The organism is Nonomuraea sp. NPDC049152 (assembly GCF_040648355.1).
GTDB lineage: Bacteria > Actinomycetota > Actinomycetes > Streptosporangiales > Streptosporangiaceae > Nonomuraea.
Genome location: NZ_JBEZDO010000003.1, coordinates 328,912 through 347,061, shown reverse-complemented (window position 1 = coordinate 347,061; position 18,150 = coordinate 328,912). Strand labels below are relative to the sequence as shown.

The 18,150-nt window shown below is 70.7% G+C and carries 15 protein-coding genes; 4 read left to right on the top strand and 11 right to left on the bottom strand.

All coding sequences use genetic code 11. The features are described from left to right. Positions 1-29 precede the first annotated feature (29 nt). Positions 30-854, bottom strand: coding sequence for an SDR family oxidoreductase (locus tag AB0B45_RS08180; protein ID WP_358127195.1), 825 nt, complete (start codon positions 852-854; stop codon positions 30-32). Positions 855-913: 59 nt separating this feature from the next. Between AB0B45_RS08180 and AB0B45_RS08175 the strand changes: the two genes are divergently transcribed. From AB0B45_RS08175 to AB0B45_RS08165, 3 genes are read left to right on the top strand one after another with little or no spacing between them, the layout of a single operon-like run. Further along, positions 914-1,369 carry a MarR family transcriptional regulator gene (locus tag AB0B45_RS08175; protein ID WP_358127192.1) on the top strand — a complete coding sequence of 152 codons (456 nt, stop codon included), beginning with the start codon at positions 914-916 and terminating at the stop codon, positions 1,367-1,369. A gap of 6 nt (positions 1,370-1,375) precedes the next feature. Beyond that, positions 1,376-2,788, top strand: coding sequence for a glycosyltransferase family 39 protein (locus AB0B45_RS08170; RefSeq protein ID WP_358127189.1), 1,413 nt, complete (start codon positions 1,376-1,378; stop codon positions 2,786-2,788). A 40-nt stretch (positions 2,789-2,828) separates the two neighbouring features. Beyond that, positions 2,829-3,428, top strand: a complete 600-nt coding sequence (locus tag AB0B45_RS08165) for a TetR/AcrR family transcriptional regulator (protein WP_358127186.1) — start codon at positions 2,829-2,831, stop codon at positions 3,426-3,428. A 24-nt stretch (positions 3,429-3,452) separates the two neighbouring features. Here the strand turns inward: AB0B45_RS08165 and AB0B45_RS08160 are convergent, their stop codons facing one another. Further along, complete coding sequence (locus AB0B45_RS08160) at positions 3,453-4,355, bottom strand: cyclase family protein (protein ID WP_358127183.1); 903 nt, start codon at positions 4,353-4,355, stop codon at positions 3,453-3,455. Between the two features lie 32 nt (positions 4,356-4,387). Between AB0B45_RS08160 and AB0B45_RS08155 the strand changes: the two genes are divergently transcribed. Beyond that, entirely contained in the window at positions 4,388-5,524 is a 1,137-nt protein-coding gene (locus AB0B45_RS08155) for a serine hydrolase domain-containing protein (protein ID WP_358127180.1), read from the top strand. Between the two features lie 2 nt (positions 5,525-5,526). On the opposite strand, the gene AB0B45_RS08150 is transcribed toward AB0B45_RS08155, so the two are convergent. The 9 genes from AB0B45_RS08150 to AB0B45_RS08110 all read right to left on the bottom strand — a co-directional run bounded on the left by AB0B45_RS08150 (position 5,527) and on the right by AB0B45_RS08110 (position 18,099). Continuing rightward, complete coding sequence (locus AB0B45_RS08150; protein ID WP_358127568.1) at positions 5,527-6,270, bottom strand: SDR family NAD(P)-dependent oxidoreductase; 744 nt, start codon at positions 6,268-6,270, stop codon at positions 5,527-5,529. Beyond that, positions 6,270-6,836: a cysteine hydrolase gene (locus AB0B45_RS08145; protein ID WP_358127177.1), complete on the bottom strand. Its 567-nt coding sequence runs from the start codon at positions 6,834-6,836 to the stop codon at positions 6,270-6,272. Before AB0B45_RS08145 ends, AB0B45_RS08150 begins: the two co-directional genes overlap by 1 nt. A gap of 207 nt (positions 6,837-7,043) precedes the next feature. Beyond that, entirely contained in the window at positions 7,044-11,618 is a 4,575-nt protein-coding gene (locus AB0B45_RS08140) for a ThuA domain-containing protein (protein ID WP_358127174.1), read from the bottom strand. Positions 11,619-11,649: 31 nt separating this feature from the next. Next, positions 11,650-12,465, bottom strand: coding sequence for a sugar phosphate isomerase/epimerase family protein (locus tag AB0B45_RS08135; RefSeq protein WP_358127171.1), 816 nt, complete (start codon positions 12,463-12,465; stop codon positions 11,650-11,652). Then, a complete protein-coding gene (locus AB0B45_RS08130) occupies positions 12,462-13,688 on the bottom strand; it encodes a substrate-binding domain-containing protein (protein ID WP_358127168.1) in 1,227 nt (408 codons plus the stop codon). Before AB0B45_RS08130 ends, AB0B45_RS08135 begins: the two co-directional genes overlap by 4 nt. Beyond that, the gene (locus tag AB0B45_RS08125) at positions 13,675-14,619 is read right to left on the bottom strand and encodes an ABC transporter permease (protein WP_358127166.1); all 945 of its coding nucleotides are present in this window, start codon (positions 14,617-14,619) and stop codon (positions 13,675-13,677) included. The genes AB0B45_RS08130 and AB0B45_RS08125 overlap by 14 nt, the downstream gene beginning before the upstream one ends. Beyond that, entirely contained in the window at positions 14,616-15,641 is a 1,026-nt protein-coding gene (locus tag AB0B45_RS08120) for an ABC transporter permease (RefSeq protein WP_358127164.1), read from the bottom strand. Before AB0B45_RS08120 ends, AB0B45_RS08125 begins: the two co-directional genes overlap by 4 nt. Then, positions 15,638-17,068 (bottom strand): sugar ABC transporter ATP-binding protein, encoded by a 1,431-nt coding sequence (locus tag AB0B45_RS08115; RefSeq protein WP_358127566.1) that lies wholly within the window; start codon positions 17,066-17,068, stop codon positions 15,638-15,640. Before AB0B45_RS08115 ends, AB0B45_RS08120 begins: the two co-directional genes overlap by 4 nt. A gap of 2 nt (positions 17,069-17,070) precedes the next feature. Beyond that, complete coding sequence (locus AB0B45_RS08110) at positions 17,071-18,099, bottom strand: Gfo/Idh/MocA family oxidoreductase (RefSeq protein ID WP_358127564.1); 1,029 nt, start codon at positions 18,097-18,099, stop codon at positions 17,071-17,073. Positions 18,100-18,150: the final 51 nt, after the last annotated feature.

Genomic DNA, 18,150 nt, shown 5'->3' with positions numbered 1-18,150 from the left:
CCGGCGCCGGAAGCCCGGCTCCCGCGGGTTCAGGAGGCGCGGAGGCTGGACTCGTGGTCCTTGGCGAACTCGGCGAACGACCGCGCGGGCCGTCCGACGACCTCGGCGAAGTCGGGCGTGGTGTAGTCGCCCCACCCCGCCGAGTACGCCCTGCCGTACTCCAGGCTGACCGCCGCGTCCCACTCCCGCATGCCCGCGCCGATCATCGCGTCGAACGCGGCCTGCTCGGAGACGGGCTGGTAGCTCGCGCCGAGGCTGGCGGCCGCCGTGTGCAGGGAGATGCTCTCCGGCCCCGTGATCGTGTAGGTCCTGCCCGCGTGGGCCTTGGGGTCGGTCAGCACCGCGGCGCCGAAGTCGCCGATGTCGCGCACGTCGATCAGGCCCACCCTGCCCTCGCCACCGAGCATGCCGTACATGGTGTCGCCGTTGACCGAGCCGAACAGGTTCTGCATGAAGAAGGCCGGCTTGACGATCGTCCACTCGAGCCCCGACGCCTTCAGCTCGTTGTCGGACAGGGCGTGCAACCTGCCGTTGCGCGTCGGCGCGTCATGGCCTGCGCCGATCGCCGACATCCTGACCACGTGGTTCACGCCCGCCTCCCTGGCCGCCCACACCGCGTTCATGCTCGCGTGGGGCGCCTGGGGGCCCATCGCGGTCAGCAGCCACAGCGTCTCGACACCACGGAAAGCCTCGACCAGGGTCTTCGGCTGGTCAAGGTCGCCGACCACCACCTCGACATCAGAGGGGGCCTTCGAGGGATCGCGCACGAGGACCCTGAGATCCTGCTTGTTGGAGAGAGAGCGGAGCACAGCCGTGGACACCGTACCGGTCGCACCGGTGATGAGAATCGTCATGAGAAGCACGATATAGTAAGAGAAATTGACCGTCAAGATTTATGACTAAAGGAGGCTCGTTGAACCGCGCCGAACGCAAGCAGGCCGACCCCGATCTGGGCGTCATGGCAGGTCAGGTGCTGTTCTCCCTCCAGAAAGAGCTGTTCGGCGCGCTGGCCGAACAGGGCCATCCAGCGCTGCGCCCACGCCACGGCGCGGTCATGGCCTACCTCGACGAGGCGGGCAGCAGGGCCACCGACCTGGCCCAGCAGTCGGGCCAGCACAAGCAGGTCATCGGCACGCTGGTGGACGAGCTGGTCGAGCTGGGTTACGTGCGCAGGGAGCCCGACCCCCGCGACCGCAGAGCCAAACTGGTCGTCCCGACCGACCTCGGTCTCGACCAGATGGCCAAGTCGGACGCGATCGTGGCCGACATCGAGCGGAGGCACGCCGAGGCCGTCGGCGCGGAGGCCTACGCCGCGTTCAAGCGCGTCTTCAAGACGGTGGCCGAGAGGCAGCGCCGAGGGCTACCTTGATCGGATGTGCCCTCCTTAGCCTGGCGGCCACTCGCCGTCGTCGCCGCCCTCCTGTCGGCGCTCCTGCTCGCCCTCAGCCCGCTGTACGGCTACCACCGCGATGAGCTGTACTTCCGCTTCCTGGCCGAGCACCCCGCGTGGGGCTACGTCGATCAGCCGCCGCTCACCCCGATGCTCGCCAAGGTGTCGATCGCGCTGTTCGGCGACACGCTGACGGGGCTCAGGATCCCCGCCGTGCTGTGCGCGGCGGTGCTGATCCTCATGGTCGGACTGATCACCAGGGAGCTGGGCGGCGACAGGAAGGCCCAGGTACTGGCCGCCGCCGGCATCGGCACCGGCGCGTTCACGCTGATCGCGGGCCACTCGCTGCTGACGCTCGGCGCCGACATGCCGCTGTGGTCAGCGGCCATCCTCTTCGTGCTGCGGGTGCTGCGCAGGGGCGACGGGCGCTGGTGGCCGGCGGCGGGCGCGGCCATCGGCGCGGCCACCTACAACAAGCATCTGATCTCGCTGCTGGTCATCGGGTTGGCCGTGGGCGTGCTCGCCGTGGGCCCGCGCAGGATCCTGCGCGATCCGTGGCTGTGGGCGGGCGCCGCGCTCGCGGTGCTGATCGCCGCGCCCAACCTGATCTTCCAGGCGACGAACGGCTGGCCGCAACTGGAGATGGCGGCCGCGCTCAGCGCGGACAAGGGCGCCGAGATGCGCGCGCTCTTCGTGCCGATGCAGATCGTGCTGTTCGGCCCCGTGGTGGCCTTCGTCGCGGCGCGCGGCTGGCTGCGGCTGTGGCGCGACGAGCGACTGCGCTGCCTGGCCGTCGCCTACCCGGTCGCGGCGGCGCTGACGCTGATCAGCGGCGGCAGGTTCGACTACACGGCGGGGCTGATCATCCTGCTGTTCTGCGCGGGCGTCACGCAGGGGCTCGGGCCCGCGCTGGCGGTCAACGGCGCGTTCTGCGCGATCATCGCCCTGCCGCTGATCCCGGTCTCCCTGGTGGGGATGACGCCTGTCCCGCGGGTCAACGAGGTGGCCAGGGAGTCGATCGGCTGGCCGGAGTTCACCGCGGCGGTCGGCTCGGCCGTAAGGACGCTGACGCCCGAGGAGCGGGCCAGGGCGGTGATCCTGGCCGGCAGCTACGGCGAGGCGGGCGCGCTGCACCTGGCGGGCGGCCTGCCGCCCGTCTACAGCGGCCACAACCAGCTCTACGCGTACGGCCCGCCGCCCGAGAGCGCCGACGTGGCAGTGGCGGTGAAGTACCCGCGCAGGGGCCTGGAGACGGTCTTCCAGACCTGCGTGGAGCGCGGCAGGGTCGACAACGCGGCGGGCGTGGACAACGAGTTCCGCGGCCTGCCGGTCCTCGTGTGCAGGGGGCTCAGGATGCCTTGGAGGGCGGCGTGGCCGCGCTTCCAGGAGTACAGCTGATATTTGACAGCTCGTTCCAGAAAGGCTTAGCTTCGGACGCATGGCCAGGACCAAGGAGTTCGATCCCGACCAGGCGCTGCAGAAGGCGATGGAGCTGTTCTGGCGGCGGGGCTACGAGGCGACCTCCATGTCCGACCTGGTCCAGCACCTCGGCATCGGCAGGGCGAGCATCTACGCGACGTTCGGCGGCAAGCGGGAGCTCTACCTGCGCGCCTACGACCGCTACCTCGAGCAGGGGATCGACTTCGAGGGGCTGCTGTCGGCCCCTGGACCCGCGCTGCCCGCCGTACGGGATCTGGTCATGAGGTTCGCCGACGAGGCCGCGCACGACAAGGACCACCGCGGCTGCCTGGTCGTCAACACCGCCGTCGAGCTGGCCCCCCACGACCAGGAGCTGGCGGGGCGGGTGGAGTCAAACTGGGACTTCATCGAGACCACGCTCGCCTCCGCGCTGACCAGGGCCCGCGAACAGGGCGAGCTGGACGAGGGCCAGGACCCTCGCTCGCTCGCCAGGTTCCTGCTCACCGTGTTGCAGGGGCTGCGCCTGGTCGGCAAGGGGTCGAACGATCCCGCCAGGTTGCGCGACACCGCCGCGCAGGCCCTGCGCGTCCTCGACCTCACAGGATCGCCGGCGGGCTGACCCGGCTGCCGGCCGCCCTCGACCTCACAGGATCGCCAGCGGGTTGACCGGGCTGCCGGTGCCGCCCTCGATCTTCAGCGGGGCCACGACGAGGACGAAGTCCGCGGGGCCCGCCGCGGCCAGCTCCTCCAGCCACAGCATCTCGACCAGGTGGATGCCATGCCGGTGCAGCAGGATGAGGTGCAGGTCGTCCTCCAGGCCCTCGTCGGCGAGCTGGTCGGCGTTCAGTCCGCCGATGGCGGCGTTGTCGCTGGCCACTGCGGCGACGTCGCGCTCGGCCAGCCAGCGGCCCGCGCCGGACGACAGGCCCGGCTGTCCGGTCCAGTAGGTGTCGGGCCAGGTCAGCGGCCAGCCCGTACGGATCACCGGCACGTCGCCCTGCCGTACGTCGGGATTGATCTCCTCCAGCAGCGCGGCCTCGATCCTGAAGTCGGCGGGCAGGTGCGCCATGCCGAGGTGACCGGGGACGTCGAACAGGACCCCGCGCGCCACGACGCCGCCGACGTGCTCGATGCCGCAGCGGGTCGCGCCGTACGAGCGGACCCTTCCCGACGGGTGCCCGTTGTAGAGCTCCTCGCCCTCCCACATGTGGCAGAGCGCGTCCATGTGCGTGGTGGTGCCGTGGTGGGTGACGACCAGCGCGTCGTCGGCCATGCGCAGGCCCGCGCCGATCGCCCTGGCGCCCGCGGCGTAGTCGCCGCCGTCCACGGACATGAAGTGCTGGGGCAGCGGGCGGCCGCGCAGGTGCGGGACGGTGGTGGGGGCGGGCGAGGACGTGGCGCCCCTGATCGGCAGCGACAGGCTGAGCACCCTCCCCGTCCTGGCGCTGGCCAGGGCCCGCAGCACCACCTCGGGGGTGAGGAGGTTCAGCGTGCCGCGCTGGTCGTCTGGGCCGAAGCGGCCCCAGTTGTTAGGCTCGGCTACCAAGCAAGCGCTTCCTTCCTTGAGGAGAATCGTCCATGCGGCTCGACGAGGTGTTCGCGCGGCACACCGCGCTCGGCGCGGCTTTCACCGTCCACGTGGGAGGGGAGCTGGTGGCGGACCTGTGGGGCGGGATCGCCGACCGGCGCACAGGACGCCCGTGGGAGCGGGACACCCCCGTGCTCTCCTACTCCTGCACCAAGGCGGTCACGGCGACCGTGGCGCTGCTGCTGGTGGAGCGGGGCCTGCTCGCCCTCTCGACGCCCGTGAAGGAGGTGTGGCCCGAGTTCTCCACCGCGTCGGTCACCGTCGAGCACCTGCTCACCCACCAGGCCGGACTGCCGGTGATCGAGGAGCGGGTTCCCGTCGAGGAGTACGGCGACCACGCCGCGATCGCCGCCAGGCTGGCCGGCCAGTCGCCGCTGTGGGAGCCGGGCACCGCCCATGGCTACCACGCGCTGACCTACGGTTTCCTGATCGGTGAGGTGGTGCGCAGGGTCACGGGCAAGTCGGTGGCCGAGCTGGTGGCGGCCGAGATCGCCGGGCCGCTCGGTCTCGACATGTGGCTGGGCGCACCCGACGAGGTCCTCCCGAGGGTCGCCAGGCTGTCGGCGGGCGACCCGCCCGAGGCGGCCGCCTCGGATGGCGCGTCGACCGCTCCGCCCACCGGCGCCTCGGGCGGGTCGGCCGCTCCGCTCACGGCCGCCGAGCAGGCCGCCCGTGACCCGTACAGCACCATGAACAGGGCGCTCGGCAACCCCGGCGTGCACCGGCTCAAGGGCGGCGCCAACCACCCCGACATCCTGCGCGCGGGCTGGCCCGCCATGGGCCTGGTGACCACCGCGAGAGCGCTGGCCGGCTTCTACCGCGCGCTGATCGCGGGCGAGATCCTGCGGCCCGACACGCTGAGCGACGCCGTCAGGCCCAGGGTCGGCGGCCACGACCAGGTGCTCCACATCGGCACCTCGTTCGGCCTCGGCTTCATGACCTCCTCGGAGAGTTTCGCCCCCTTCGCCCCCTCGGCGTTCGGGCACACGGGCATGGGCGGCTTCCTCGGCCTCGGTGACCCCGAGCGCGGGGTGGCCATCGCCTACACCATGAACAGGCTCTCCACCGCCTTCGCCGCGACCACGCCCGCGTGGGAGCTGACCGCCGCGGTCTACGACGCGCTCTGAGCTCAATGCATCGTCACCCCGCCGCTGACCGACAGCGTCTGCCCGGTGACGTAGGCCGCCCTGTCGGTGCATAGGTACGCCACCAGGCCCGCGACGTCCTCGGGCACGCCCAGCCTGCGCAGCGGGATGGCTTTCGCGATCTTGTCGACCAGTCCGGGCTTCTCGGCGTCCACCCTGCGCAGCATCGGGGTGTCCGTCGGGCCAGGGCAGACCACGTTGGAGGTCACCCGGCCCCTGGCCGCCTCCCTCGCCAGCGTCTTGGCCAGGCCGAACAGGCCCGCCTTCGTCGCGGCGTAGGCGCCCTCGCCTCCCGAGCCCGCTCGCGCCCCGTCGGAGGAGACGAACACCAGCCGGCCCCAGCCGCGCCCGACCATGCCAGGCAGCAGGAACTTCGTCATGAGCATGGGCGCCCGCAGGTTGACCAGCCACATGAGGTCCCAGTGGGCGGGGTCGCCCTCGGTGAACGGCTCGACGATCGAGACGCCCGCGTTGTTGACCAGGATGTCGACGGGGCCGGCATGCGCGCAGAACGCCTCGATGGACGCGGGGTCCGCGAGGTCGACGCGGCGTGCCGTACCGGATCCCGCGGGCAGGGTTCCGGCCACCTCGGCCGCACCCTCCTCGTTCACGTCCGCGACCACCACTCGGGCGCCGAGGGCGGCCAGGTCCGCGCAGATCGCCGCCCCGATCGCGCCCGCGCCCCCTGTCACCACCGCCGTCCTGCCGTCCAGCCGCAGCCCCTCCATCATCCGACGCCCTCCCAGACCCGCGCGGCCGTCACCCTGGCCGCCAGCAGGCTGATCGTGTGGTCGAGTACGGCTTGCGCGTAGTCCTCGGGGATGCCGGCGACGGCGTCGGTGACGACCGTGACCCGGTAGCCGAGCGCGACCGCCTCGATGGCCAGGCCCTGGATGCCGAGGTTCAGCGAGACGCCCACCGCGACCACTCGCGTCACGCCGAGTGAGCGCAGCGTCATGTCCAGGCTGGTGCCGGTGAACGGCGAGAACCCGTGGAAGCGCCGGCTCTCCAGGTCGCCCGGCTCCCACAGCTCGGGAAGAACCTCGACGGCCGGAGCGCCTTCGAGCATGTGGGCGGGATCTTTCAGCAGGTGGGCGAGGAAGGGGGTGTTACTCGTGTGCGAGCCCGCCCGGTCGGCGCGGAAGGCGGCCGTGCAGTGGATCACCGGGATGCCGTTGGCCCTCGCGCCTCTCAGCACGTGGGCGGCGTTGGGGATGACCTCGCGTTTGTCGCACACAGCCACCAGATCCGGAAATTTCGCGATATCGCCGACGACGCCCCTCTGCATCTCCATCACCAGAACGGCCGTGCGACCCACCCGCCACCTCCGTGCGATCGAGCGCTTGCTTGGTATGCGAGATTAGCACTGTCTTATGTATCTCAGAAAATATGACGTGAGGTGATTTGTCGACGACAGAAAGTGTTCATTACCCTGTCGTGACCGAACGTCAGACGCCCCCCGGACCCAGCAGGTCCGGGGGGCTCCCTCATTTCCGACGGGTCAGTTCAGGGTTGAGATGACCTTGTCGGCGTCTCTGGTCAGGACCTGGCGGACGTCGGCCCTGGGCACCAGGCGGGCATCGGCCACCAGGGTCTTGAGGGCCGCCAGGTGCCTGATGGCCTTGGCGTCCTTGCCCGACGCCTCCGCCTTGCGGGCCTTGGTGAGCTCGCTGGTGAGGGACTGGGCCGCCGAGCCTGTCAACCAGCTCGTCGCCCGGAAACGGTCGATGAGGTTCTGCATGTCCCGCAGCGACGTGGTCACCGTGTAACGGACACTGGTGCTGATCGAGTTGCCCGCGTTGTCCCCCGCCGTGACGGAGACCGTGTGTGGGGCCAGGGTCTGCGGGAACAGCGGCACGACCGAGTCGGGCGTGAGCGCCGCGCCGTCCAGCGTGCCGGAGGTGGTCTTGACGCCCGAGGTGGTGTCGACGGCCTGCCAGGTGATGCGCAGGTCCTGGGCGTCGCCGTACACCTCGCCGTCGGAGACCCCCGAGACCATGAGCGTGGGCTTGGTGCCGTCGATCTTGAGTACGGCGGCCTTCTCCTGTTCGGTGGTGCCCGCGGTGTCGGCCGAGCGGTAGCGCAGCTCGTGCGGTCCGTCGCCGCTGACGACCACGGGCCGGTTCGCGTAGGCCGTCCAGGCGCCCTGGTCGAGGGAGTACTCCGTCTTCGACACCCCCGAGGTGGCGTCGGCGGCGGACAGCAGGACGGGGATGTCGCCGTCGTTCCAGCCCTCGGCGTTGGGCGGGGCGAAGGCGGCGGTGGTCACGGGCGCGGTGGTGTCGAGCTTGAGGTCGAGCGACTTGGGCTCCTCCACGTTGCCCGCGCCGTCACGCGAGCGGAACTCCACCTTCCTGGTGCCGTCGCCGCTGACCAGGACGGGCTCGGTGTAGGGCGTCCAGGTTCCGCCGTCGAGGCGCCACTCTGTGGCGGCGACCTCCGACGCCTCGTCCTTGGCGGTGAGAGTGACCTCGACGGGGCTCGTGGTGTGCCAGCCCGCCGCGTTCGGCTGCGCGGCCTTGGCGGTGGTCACCGGCGGCGTCTTGTCGGCTCCCGCGACGGGGGTGAAGCGGAAGCGCTGGTTGGGGGCGTTGACGCAGGTCCACTGGATCACGGCGGCGTTGTCGGCCTGGGAGACGCCGTTGACGTCGACGCACAGGCCGCTGGCCGCGGCCGTGATGATGTGGTCGTCGCCTGAGGCGGTGATGAAGAAGCGCTGGTGGAGCTGGTGGGCCGCGCCGTCGGGATGGCAGGTCCACTGGACGAGCTGGGTGCCCGTCGCCGTCGAGCCTCCTGGCACGTCGAGGCACTTGCCGCTCTTGACGTTCTTGAGCTGGTAGCCGCCTGCCGTGGCCGGGAGCGCCTCCCACTTCTGCTCGTCACCCTGGTTCGCGCCGAGCTGGACGATCTTGGCGTCGTCGAGCAGGGACGCCGGCGTGACGTTCTTGCCGCTGTGCCGGGCGGTCACGGTGTAGACGCCGGGCTCGAGCCCGCCGCCGGCGTCCTCGCCGGCGAACTGGACGGCGTCCAGGTCGAAGCCGTTGTTGCGGCTGTTCTTGAAGACGGCGTAGACGGTCCTGGTGCGCACGTCGTTCTTCACGGGGACGGCGCTGGTCATCTGGTAGGTGTCCCAGCCGCCGGTGTTCTGGACGGGGGCGGAGGCCAGGAGCGTGCCGGTGGGAGAGTCGGCGCGCAACTCGATGGCGCCTCCGCCGTACGGGCTGGAGACCCGGAAGGCGACGGACGTGACGCCGTTGAGGTCGAGCGGCGTGAAGGCGATCCAGTCGTTGTCGCTGATGTCGCCGATGCGCTTGCCGCTCTCCGCGCCCGCCTGGTCGATCACCCTGACGCCCGACGACGTCTTGAAGTACTCGGCCTGCTTCCTCTTCGGCTGCAGGACGACCTTGGCGTAGCCGGTGAGCGGGTCGTCGCCCTTGTCGGTGTAGTGGGCGTTGATGACGTAGTAGAGGTTGGCTCCCGCGGGGTGGCCGCCGATGTCGCTGGTGGAGATGGTGCCCTGACAGCCGGGGATCTCGACGGTCTCGTGCTCGTGGTCGTCGTGGCCGAGCGCGGGGTTGACGAAGACCTTGGCGCAGTCGATCGTGCCGTCCTCGGGATCGGTCACCTTGATCTTGTACGGCACGTCCTGGCCGAACTCGATCGTGCTGCCGTCGATCGGCGCCTCGACGGTCACCACCGGCTTGCTGTTGCCCGCCGTGATGACGACGTTGGAGAAGCCTTCCTTGCCGGTGGAGTCCTTGACCTTGAGCTGGGCGGTGTACTGCCCCTTGGCCGCGTAGACGTGCGTGGCCTTCGCCTCGGTCGAGTCGAAGGTGCCGTCGCCGTCGAAGTCCCACGAGAAGTCGATCGGGTCGCCGTCGGGATCGAAGCTGCCCGCGCTGTCGAACTCCACGCTCAGCGGGGCAGGGCCGTCGGTGCGCGAGGTGGTGATCTTGGCGATGGGGGCCCGGGCGCCGGCGGAGTAGTCGATCCGGTACAGGCCCGAGTCGTTGTTGCCGCCGCCGAACGAGCTGCCCCATTCGAGCAGGTAGAGCGAGCCGTCGCGGCCGAACGTCATGTCCATCGGCTTGACGAACGCGCCGAGGAACGGGTCGATCTTGAGGAGCTTGTCCTGGTCGTCGAGGTGGAGGGTCTTCACGTAGTGGCGCGACCACTCGTAGAAGAAGCTCTTGCCGTCGAAGTAGGCGGGGAACTTCGTGGTGGAGGTGGAGCCCGCGTCGTAGCGGTAGACGGGGCCGCTCATCGGGGCGGAGCCGCCGGAGCCGAGCTCGGGGAAGGACGGCGAGGTGCCGTAGCCGTACCACATGACGGGCGGCTCGATGGGCGGCAGCTCGGTCAGCCCGGTGTTGTTCGGCGAGTCGTTGACGGGGTGGGCGCAGTCGAACTTGGGCCCGACGACCTTGGTGTCGGGGTTGTAGGGCGCGTAGGGCTGGTTGTCGCCGTGACAGAACGGCCAGCCGTAGTTGCCCGCCTTCTTGATGACGTTGTACTCGACCAGCCCCTCGGGCCCGCGGTCGGTGGTCGGCCCGCCCCGGTCGGGGCCGTAGTCGGAGGCGTGCACGTAGCCGGTCTTCTGGTCGACGGTGAAGCGGAACGGGTTGCGGAAGCCCATCGCGAAGATCTCCGGCCTGGTCTTGGCCGTTCCCTGCGCGAACAGGTTGCCGGAGGGGATGTCGTAGCCGCCGTCGGCCTTCGGCTTGATCCGCAGGATCTTGCCGCGCAGGTCGTTGGTGTTGCCCGCGGTGCGCGCGGCGTCGAGCATGTGCTGGCCCGGGCGCCAGTCGATCGGCGCGTAGCCCTGCCAGTCGGGCGACAGGTTGGGCGGCACGTCGTCACCGGTGCTGAGGTAGAGGGTGCCGTCGGGTCCGAACTCCACGGCGCCGCCGGTGTGTCCAGGCTCAGGGTAGGTGCGCTGCCGGTAGGCGGGCACGTCGAGGATCTTCTTCTCCGACGCCAGGTCGATGCTGTCGCCCGTCACGGTGAAGCGGGAGAGCCTGTTGACGTCCTCGGCGCTGGAGGCGGGCGAGTAGTAGAGGTAGATCCAGCCGTTCTGCGCGAAGGCCGGGTCGAGCTCCATGCCGACCAGGCCGTCCTCGCCGCCGGTGTAGACGTCGAGCGTGGCCGCGGTGACGGTGGCGTGCGTGGCGGGCTTGAAGATCTTGATCTCGCCCTTGCGCTGCACGTAGAAGACGCGGCCGTCGGCGGCGACGTCGAGCTCCATCGGGTCGGCGGTGTTGTCGTCGAGGGTGACCTTCTCGAAGCTGCTGTTCACCGTGCCGCCGCAGTCGCCTGCCTCGGCGCCGGCGGCCCAGGTGATGCCGCCGAGGACGTGCTCGCGGAAGGCGGCCTCGGTGTAGGCGGCCGTGTCGTGGCCCATGGCGGTCGCCCACACCTTGCCGCCCTCGGAGTTGCGGCACCAGGAGATGGGATGATCGGGGCCCATCGCGGAGGGTCCGGGGTTGTAGGTCTTCTCGTCGGCCGACACCAGCACGTGCACGTTGCCGCGCGGGTTGGGCGAGAAGTTGTACCACTCCTCGGGCCGCTCCCAGCGCAGTGGCAGGTTCTTGGTCGAGGGGTGGACCCTGTCGGTGACCTTGGCGGTGCCCTGCAGCACGCCGGGCGAGTGGGCGGGCATGTGCGCGCCGCCGTTGACCAGGTCGTCCCACCAGGGGAAGTCGTTCTCGATGCCCATGTCGAGCGCGTTGTGGACGGCGACGACGCCCTTGCCCGAGCGGACGTACTTCTGCACGGCCTGGCGCTGGGCGTCGTTCTCCCAGACCATGCCGGAGTTCTGCAGCATGATCAGCACGTCGTAGCCGGCCAGGTCGGTGTCGTTGAACACCGTGGAGTCGTCGGTCTGCACGACCTCGAAGTGGTTGGCCGCGGCCAGGTCCTTGACCATCTGGATGCCGGCGGGGATGGAGCCGTGAACGTAGCCGACGGCCTTCGTGAACAGCAGTGCGCGGAAGAGCTCGTGTCGGGCGGTGGCGGCGTTCGCCGTACCGGGTAACAACAGCAGGAAGGGGAGGATCAGGGCAGCAAAAACACGACGCATGGCGATGACTCCGGTGACAGGGGGCGGAGAGTCAGAGAGTGCGGAGGAAGGCCAGCCCGTCGACGGCGAGAGCGTCCTGGCTGGGCGCCAGCGGCCGCCAGATGGAGGCCGCGGTGGCGATCGTCTGGTTGTGGGCGGTGAAGGACTCGATGACCAGCGGCCCCTCATAGGAGGCCGCGCGGAGGGCCGCCGTGAAGGCCGGCCAGTCGAAGCGGTCCTGGCCGGGGGTCCCCCGGTCGGTGCCGCAGACCTGCACGTGCGCGATCCGGCCCGCGGCCGCGTGGACGGCCGCGGCGGGATCCTTCTCCTCGATGTTCAGGTGGTAGACGTCGAGCGCCAGGCCGGCGCCCTCGGGCAGCGCTTCGAGCGCCTGCTCGACGGTGTTGAGCAGGCTGGTCTCGTAGCGGTTGAGCGGTTCGACGGCCAGCCGCACCGGACTGTGGTCGATGACGGGCTTGAGGTTCTCGCGCAGCTCGGCGTAGGCGGCCACGCGCTCGTCGGCCGACATCCTCCAGGTACGGCCGACCGCGCTGTAGGCGGGGCCCGCGATGACGGGCGAGCCGACGATCTCGGCCACGTCCATGCAGTGCATGAGGTAGTCCTGGGTCTCCTTGACCGTGTCGGAGGCGACGAGGTCACGTCCTGGCGGCATCACCAGCACGACGGTGGCGGCGAGGCCGAGCGAGGCCAGCAGGTCGGCCGCCCTCGCGGGGTCCCAGTCGCCCGGCCGTTCGACGGGCAGCTCGATGACGTCGAACCCCCAGCCCGCGACCTTGGGCGCGAGCGCCGCCAGTTCTCGGTCGGTGAGCGGGGAGGTCCACACCCAGGTGTTGACCCCGAGGTTCACTTCTTGCCGCCCCACGTCTCGGGGAATCCGGGCAGGCTCTCGCACCCGCACAGCGCATAGTGCAGCGGCGGCATGTTCGGCTGCAGGTAGGTGTCGAGGTTGTCAGCGGTGATCTTCGGCTGGGGCAGCTTCCACGTCTTCGGCACCTCCTGGCCCTTGAGGATCTTGAGGGCGGCGATGACGGGGGTGCGCCACTGATAGGTCGGGTAGGTGGGGGCGATGGCGGTCAGGTTGTTCTGCTTCCATTTCTGCAGGAAGTCCTGCTGGTCCTCGCCGACCATGGCGGGGACGGGCACTCCCGCGTCCTCGAAGGCCTCGACCGCGGCGACGGCGGTGGCTCCCGCGTCCATCCAGACGCCGTCGAGCTTGCCGTGGCGGGCGATGTAGTCGCTGACGATGCTCTTGGTCTTGGCCGCGTCGCCGTCGGTGAACTCGACGCCGACGACCTTGAGCCGGCTCTTGTCGAAGGTCACCTTGGCCGCTGACCAGCGGGTCTCCAGCACGTCGACGCCCGGCAGGATGCGCAGGGCGAGGATCTTGCCGCCCGCGGGCACCTTCTCGACGAGGAACTCGGCCCCGTCGGCGCCGAAGGCGTAGCCGCCGATCGGGTTGATCATGGTGACGGGGCAGTCGGTCTCCACTCCCCTGTCGAAGACGATCACCGGGAGCTTGCCGCAGGCCGCCTTCACCGCGGGGGTGAGGGTGGCGGTGGTGTTCGGCGAGACGATCAGCGCGTCACAGCCCTTGCCCGTCAGTTCGGCGATGTCGGAGATCTGCTTGTCGTCCTTGCCCTCGGCGTCCAGCGCCGTGAACGTGGTGATCTCCTTGTGCAGCGCCACCTCGGCCTGCATGCTCTTCCATCCGACCTGCCGCCACGGGTTGTTGACCGCCGCGTTGGAGAAGCACAGGTGGTAGCCGCCGTCCTTCTTGTACTGGGTGGTGCTGACCATCTGCGGGTCGATGGCCTGCTCCCACGGCTTGTCCGCGGGGCCCTGCGCGCTCTTGGCGCGCATGCCGAGCTGGGCGTCGTAGTCGGACTGGACGAAGAACGTGGACTGCTCGCCGGTCCCGGCCGCCGCGGCTTCGGACGCGGGAGCGGAGGAGGCGGGCGCCGCCGATGCGGCGGCCGTGGTCGTGTCCGTCGGCTTGTCGCTGGTGCAGCCCGCGACGAGCAGCGCGAGCGCCGCCGTCGCCGTGAGGAGGAGGGGCTTATGACGCGGCATGTGCGTCTCCTTTGGACTTGCGGGGGGTGAGGGAGAAAGGCAGCCGTACGGCTCCCGCCGCGACGGCGGCGATGATGATGACGCCCTGCACGGTGAACTCCAGCGCCCCCGAGATCCCGTACAGGTTGAGCAGTGTGAACAGGGCCTCCAAGGTGAGCGCCCCCGCCATGGCGGCCACGACCGATCCCCTGCCGCCGCCGAGCACCACGCCGCCGAGGACGACCGCGGTGATGGCGGAGAACTCCAGGCCCTGGCCGACCTGCGCCGACACGCCCGCGAAGCCGCCGAGCAGGATGCCCGCGACCGCCGCGGCCAGCCCCGAGATGGCGAAGGCGACGATCCTGACCCTGGTGACCCTGACGCCCGACAGCGCGGCGGCGCGCTCGTTGTCGCCCGTCGCGATGAGCGTGCGGCCGAAGTCGGCGCGCATGAGCAGGACCGCCGCGACGCCCACGGACGCGAGGATCAGCACCGACCACAGCGTGTCGCGCCCGAAGACCCTGAAGGCGTGCGAGAGCGCGCCGCGCGGTGCGCCGCCGGTCCACAGGAAAACCGCGCCCGACAGGACGAGCATCATGCCGAGCGTGGTGATGAACGAGGGCACCCGCAGCAACGTGGTCACCGCCCCGTTGACCAGCCCGACCAGCAGGCCGATGACGACCACCAGGGCGAGGACCGGCCAGGTGGCGTCCTCGTTCCCGTCGATCAGCCGGGCCGCGACCACCACCTCGACGGTCACCAGCGACCCGACCGACAGGTCGAACTCGCCGGAGACGATCACGAAGTACTGCCCCGCCGCCAGGATCACCAGCGGCGCGGCCCGCTTGACGAAGGCCAGGAAGCCGGCGGGTTCGAGGAAGAACGGGTTGGCCAGCGCGATCGCGGCCAGCAGCACGGCCAGGACCGCGAAGATCGGCAGGGCGCGCTTCATGAGGTGCTCCTCTTCCTGGCGTAGACGGCCACGGCGACCACGATGACCACGCCGCGGACGACGTCCTTGAAGAAGGAGTTGACCTCGAGCTGGTTGAAGACGCTGTCGAGGACGGCCAGCAGCAGGACGCCGCCGACGGTGCCCGCCACACCGCCTCTGCCGCCCGCCAGCGCGGTGCCGCCGAGGACGACCGCGGCGATCGACTCCAGGTCGTAGCCGCCGTCGGTGCCCACGGTGGGGACGCCCGCGCCGAGTCTGCTGGCCAGCAGCAGGCCCGCGATGCCCGCGCACAGCGAGCACAGGACGTGCGTGAGGATGATCACCCTGTCGGTGCGCACGCCGGACAGGCGGGCCACGTCGGGGTCGCCGCCGACGGCGTGGACGCGGTAGCCGTACCTGGTCCTGCTGAGCAGGAACCACGCGGTCAGGGCCACGGCCGCCCACAGCATCGCGGAGACGGGGATCGGGCCGACGCGGTCGTAGCCGAGGTGCTGGAAGGATTCGGGGACGCGCCCGGCCGGGCCGTCGTAGAGGTGGTCGAGGACGCCCTTGATGACGAGGGCGACGCCGAGGGTGGCGATGAAGGCGTGGACCCTGAGCTTGGTGATCACCACCCCGTTGACCAGGCCCACGAGCGCGCTGACGGCGATGACGGCGGCGACGGCTCCCGGGACGCTGCCCGCCTGCATGATCTCGGCGGCGACCAGGGAGGCGAGGCTGATGAGGTAGGCGACGGACAGGTCGAGCGAGCCCGCGAGGATGGCCAGCGTCTGGCCTACGGCGACGATGCCGAGGGCGGCGCTGCGCTGCTGGACGCCGACGACCGTCTCCAGAGTGAGCAGGTTCCCGCCGTCGATGGCGACGAGGATCCAGCCGACCACGATGGTGACCAGGAGCGCGAGGAAGACGACCTGGGTGGAGCCGAGGTTCGCCCACGGGTGTCGGGTGGCGCCGGCGCGGCGGGCGGCGGGAGGGGCCGCCTCCGCGGGGGTCGTGATCTCGGATGGGGGCGCGTCGTTCATGCCGCCTCCTCGCTCGCGGCCAGCAGCATGACGGCCTCCTCCGACGAGCCCGCGGGCAGGGTCCCCGCGATGCGCCCGTCGCGCAGGACGATGACGCGGTCGCTCATCCCGATCAGTTCGGGTAACTCGGAGGAGATCATCATGATTGCCGTGCCGTCCTCGGCCAGTTCCCGCATGAGGTCGTGGATCGCGGCCTTGGCCCCGACGTCGACCCCGCGGGTCGGCTCGTCGAAGAGCAGGACGTCGGGGGCGAGCGTCATCCACTTGGCGAGGACGACCTTCTGCTGGTTGCCGCCCGACAGGTAGCGCACCTCCTGCGAGGGGCGGGGCGGCGAGAGCCGTACCCGGTCGAGCAGGTCGCGCACCGAGGCGCCGGGGCGGCCGATCGCGCGCGCCACGAGCAGCGCGTTGTCGCGGACCGACTGGCGCAGGGCCAGGCCCTCGGCCTTGCGGTCCTCGGTGACGAGCCCGATGCCCGCGGCGACGGCCTCGCGGACCGAGCGGGGCCTGACGGGGGTCATGGTGCCTGTGGTGAACGGCGCGGCGCCGAACAGCGCCTTGGCCAGGGAGGAGCGGCCCGAGCCCTGCAGGCCCGCGATGCCGACGATCTCGCCCGCGCGCAGTTCCAGCGAGATGTCCGACAGGCGGGCATTGCCGCCACCGGTGACGCTCAGCCGTACCTCCCCCGTCGAGGTGGCGAGGGGAGGGAAGTAGGTGCCCAGGTCGCGGCCCACCATCAGGCGGACCAGGTCGTCGGGGGTGACCTCGGCGGTGGCGACCGTGCTGACCAGGCGGCCGTCCTTCAGGACGGTGACCCGTCCGGCCAGGTCGAAGACCTCGCGCAGGCGGTGCGAGATGTACACCACCGCGATGCCGCGCTCCTGTAATCGCCTGACCAGCCGGTACAGCAGCTCCACCTCGTGGTCGGCGAGCGCGGCCGTCGGCTCGTCCATCACCACGATGCGCGCGTCGAGCGAGAGCGCCTTGACGATCTCGACGACCTGCTGCTGCGCGACCGACAGGCGCTTGACGGGGTCGCGGGGGCCGAAGGAGTCCTCGCCGAGCTCGGACAGGAGCGCGGCGGTCGCGCCGTCCATCGCGGCCCTGTCCACCAGGCCGCGGCGCAGGGGCTCCCTGCCGAGGAAGACGTTCTCCGCGACGCTGCGCTCGGGCAGCAGCGTGAACTCCTGATAGATGATCGCCACCCCCGCCCGCTGGGCGTCGAGCGGGTGGCTGAAGGAGACCTGCCGCCCGTCGATGGCGATCGTCCCCGTGTCGGGCGTGTGCACCCCCGCGAGGATCTTCATGAGCGTGGACTTGCCCGCGCCGTTCTCGCCGACGACGGCGTGCACCTGTCCCGCCTCGACGGCCAGGTCCACCTCCGACAGCACCCGCACGCCGAGGAAGCTCTTGCCGATGCCGGTCATGCTCAGCACTCGACCCACCCCCCTGAGGCGGCGGAGGCGAGCACCGCGTCGCAGACGCGGGCGGCGCGGGCGCCGTCGTCGAAGGTGGGCAGGCCGTCGCGGCGCTCGCCGCGCAGCGCGGCGTAGCTGTCGGCGACGAAGGCGTCGAAGCACTCGTGGTAGCCCTGCGGGTGTCCCGAGGGCAGCGGCGAGTACGGCAGCGCCTCGGCGGTCAGCGTCCCGGGATCGCGCACCAGCGCCATGGACGCCTCGCGCCTGCCGACCCAGAGCTTCTCCGGCTGCTCCTGGTCGAAGGCGAGGCTCTGCTCGGTGCCCGCGACCTCGAGGAAGAGCCGGTTCTTCCGGCCCGGCGAGACCTGGCTGGTCGTGACGGAGCCTAGCGCGCCGCCTGCCGTACGGAACTGGACGGTGACCACGTCCTCGGTCAGCACCGGGGCGTGGCCCGCGCGCTCCCGCTGGACGACGCCCGTCTGCGCGGACACCGCGCCGATGCGCTCGCCGGTGACGAACTCGGCCAGGTCGCACCAGTGCGAGCCGATGTCGGCGAACGTACGGCTGGGCCCGCCGAGCTCCGGGTCGACCCGCCAGTTGTCGTCCTCGGGGCGCAGCAGCCAGTCCTGCAGGTAGCTGCCGTGGATGAGGGTGACCCTGCCGACGTCGCCGCGCGCGACGCGCTGCCTGGCCTCGCGGACCATCGCGTGGAAGCGGTAGACGAACGGGACCGTGGCCACCAGACCTGCCTCGTTGGCGCGGGCGGCCATGAGCGCGGCGGTCTCCCCGTCGGTGGCCAGGGGCTTCTCGCAGATGACCGCCAAGCCCGCGGCGATGGCCTTGAGCGTGAGCGGCGCGTGCAGGTGGTTGGGCGTGCAGATGTGGACCAGGTCGATCGCGCCGGACTCGATCAGCTCGTCCGCCGAGCGGTAGGGGCCCTGCGACCTGTCGGGCCTGGACCCTGCGACGCCGACGATCGTGGCGCCTGCGAGGCGGGCGGACCGGGTGTGCACGCGGCCCATGAAGCCGGTCCCGATGATGCCCACTCGGGGATTATCAGCCGATTCCCGGCTTATGTCCTCCATGTTTCG

Bases quoted from the DNA above. Each gene is read 5' to 3' on its own strand.
- AB0B45_RS08165 (WP_358127186.1), top strand. From the start codon at position 2,829: ATGGCCAGGACCAAGGAGTTCGATCCCGACCAGGCGCTGCAGAAGGCG.
- AB0B45_RS08130 (WP_358127168.1), bottom strand. From the start codon at position 13,688: ATGCCGCGTCATAAGCCCCTCCTCCTCACGGCGACGGCGGCGCTCGCG.
- AB0B45_RS08140 (WP_358127174.1), bottom strand. From the start codon at position 11,618: ATGCGTCGTGTTTTTGCTGCCCTGATCCTCCCCTTCCTGCTGTTGTTA.
- AB0B45_RS08125 (WP_358127166.1), bottom strand. From the start codon at position 14,619: ATGAAGCGCGCCCTGCCGATCTTCGCGGTCCTGGCCGTGCTGCTGGCC.
- AB0B45_RS08180 (WP_358127195.1), bottom strand. From the start codon at position 854: ATGACGATTCTCATCACCGGTGCGACCGGTACGGTGTCCACGGCTGTG.
- AB0B45_RS08155 (WP_358127180.1), top strand. From the start codon at position 4,388: ATGCGGCTCGACGAGGTGTTCGCGCGGCACACCGCGCTCGGCGCGGCT.
- AB0B45_RS08115 (WP_358127566.1), bottom strand. From the start codon at position 17,068: ATGACCGGCATCGGCAAGAGCTTCCTCGGCGTGCGGGTGCTGTCGGAG.
- AB0B45_RS08120 (WP_358127164.1), bottom strand. From the start codon at position 15,641: ATGAACGACGCGCCCCCATCCGAGATCACGACCCCCGCGGAGGCGGCC.
- AB0B45_RS08145 (WP_358127177.1), bottom strand. From the start codon at position 6,836: ATGGAGATGCAGAGGGGCGTCGTCGGCGATATCGCGAAATTTCCGGAT.
- AB0B45_RS08150 (WP_358127568.1), bottom strand. From the start codon at position 6,270: ATGGAGGGGCTGCGGCTGGACGGCAGGACGGCGGTGGTGACAGGGGGC.